Raw genomic sequence first — 2,273 nt, forward strand, 5'->3', positions numbered from 1 at the left:
CCCGGTGACCAGACCGATGCCACGCAGCTCCAGCAGATGCTTCAACCGCGCCTCGGCCTCACGCAGACTGGCGGCGGCAAACAGCGCATCCGGAGGTGGCGTCAGATCGAACGGAAACGCCGTCAAGGCGAAGTGCTTGCGATACATCAGCGTCCCTCCAGTGCGTCATGATCCGTATCGGGAAGCTCACGCAGACGCAGCGCTGAGGGTGCAGGCTCCGCGACCGGGCCCTCGACCGCCAAGGTCCGCGAACGCTGATCACGCTTCACGAAGCAATTGGCATCGGTATCCACCGGACGCGCCATGGCCAGTCGCTCACCCTGGAAGCAGACCTGGATCGGGCGCTGCGGCGGCGCACTGGGATCAAAGCGCAGGGTGACGTTCTCCCCGACCAGTGCGGCTTCCACCTCATAGAGCACCCCATTGAGGCTCACCGTGCGATCCTTCTGCACCTTGCGCACCGCCTCGAGCAGAAACAGATCGGCCAAGTCGACATCGGGCTCGGGAAAGCGCACCGCTGAGCCCGTGCGCGCCCACTGCTCCAAGGGTGTCATCCCCTCCAAGCCGCGATGCGGGCTGTGGTGATACTCCCCCTCAATCCAGCCGGCCAGCCGACGATTCAGTGCCGTGAGGCTGGCCAGGTCGGCCTCCGTGAGCCGGGTCAGCAACTGCGCGCGCAGGGTCTTGAACCAGCGCTCGATCTTACCCTTGCCCTGCGGTTGATAGGGTCGGGCATGGATCAACGCGATGCCGAGCTTGGCGCAGACCAGCGCCAAGTGCTTGGAACGATAGTTGGCGCCGTTGTCGACGAACAGCTTCTTCGGCAAGCCGCGACGCAGGATCGCCTGCTCGAGCACCGGCAGGAAGGTGGCGGTGTTCTCCGAGAGCGCAAAGGCCGCGTGCGGGATCACCCGCGTGGCATCATCGATGAAGGCGATCAAATAGGTCTTGCGCTTGACCCGCTCGCCGACCAGGACACTGGGGCCATGCATGACATCGCTCATCCACAGCTCACCGGCCTGTTCGAAGGCAAAGCGGCGTCGGTCTTGGGGATCACCGTTGATTTTCGCCACCTCCATCAACCCATGACGGGCCAGCAGTCGGTGCACGGTCGAGGGCGGCAGCGGCAGATCGGGCGGGACATCGGGGCGCTCGCGCACGGCGCGGATGACCAGCTGGACCGACAGTGCCGGGTTGCCCTCCTTGGTGGCCAACAACGCGTCCACAACGCTCGGCGGTAACCCCCGCACCTGGCCGCGATCGGCCCGGGGCTTGGGCATCAGCGCCTCGAAGCCCCCGCGCCGATAGGCCTTGAGCCAATCGCGGATGGTCTCGGTGGCGATGCGGGTGCGGGTACTGCCGGGAATACTGTAGTCGCGCTCGGCCTTGGCCTGCATGGCGGCGTACAGGCCCTTCGTCTGCTTGGGCCAGTGCACCAGCTCGGTGATCACCCCATAGCGAAACAGGGCGATCTCTTGCTGACGCTCGGTATCAGGGTCATTCATGCTCAGGAGTCCACAAGACGCAGGCCCGTTGCCTGCACGCGTGACCCTAGGCCACCAGCCCGGGCGGGTCCGCCCCCGCTCGGTGTTGGCGGGCGCGATCGCGCCCGCCCCCAGGCTGGCGCCGGGGGCTGAATCCAAGCGGTCGTGGCAGCTCCTGCAGCCAGGGCTCGGCGATCCCGCGCAGCGCCACCAAGACGTCTGAGACGCCGAGCACGAGGGCAAAGGCCAGCAGCGTCGGAGCACAGAGGCCAAAACGCTCCGGCAGCAGACCTTTGATCACGACCAATGCCGCATGCACCGCCTGTACGCGGCGCGTCACGAAACGTTGCACGCCGGGCAGTTCGATCTCCAGGCGCAGCGTGGCACAGGCCGCCGCTTGGCTCGGGGCCTGCTCCACGGCACGCACCAGGTCTTCGACCTCGCTGAGCTGTCCGCTCAGGCGCGCGGCATAGCAGTCCGGCAGCAGACTGAAGGTGCGATGCCCTTCGGGGCAGTCGTAACGGGTGATCAAGGTCCCGGGCGGGGAGACGCGGGCATAGGTGCCATGGCGGGCGAAACCACAGTCGCCCTGCGGATGCAGCGGACAACGACTCAGCGTTGCCTGCTGCCAACCCTGGCGCTTAACGTACTCCTCGCCGGTGTTCGCGTAGGCAACTCGCAGTTGCACCGGCACTCGGCCCGCCCCTCGGCGACAAAACCGGGGCGGGCCACCTCTTCTGATGAATCGAGCGTCTTGCGATTGTCGCCGATGCGCCGATCCAGCGCTTA

Annotated in this window: 2 protein-coding genes; both read right to left on the reverse strand. The window is 66.4% G+C overall.

Translation table 11 applies throughout. The features are described from left to right. Positions 1-146: 146 nt before the first annotated feature. Entirely contained in the window at positions 147-1,505 is a 1,359-nt protein-coding gene (locus VBE63_RS27720) for a DDE-type integrase/transposase/recombinase (protein ID WP_323686214.1), read from the reverse strand. Between the two features lie 46 nt (positions 1,506-1,551). Beyond that, entirely contained in the window at positions 1,552-2,172 is a 621-nt protein-coding gene (locus tag VBE63_RS27725) for a hypothetical protein (RefSeq protein ID WP_323686215.1), read from the reverse strand. Positions 2,173-2,273 lie beyond the last annotated feature (101 nt).

Origin of the sequence: Lamprobacter sp. (assembly GCF_034860625.1) — a bacterium.
Taxonomy (GTDB): Bacteria; Pseudomonadota; Gammaproteobacteria; order Chromatiales; family Chromatiaceae; genus Lamprobacter.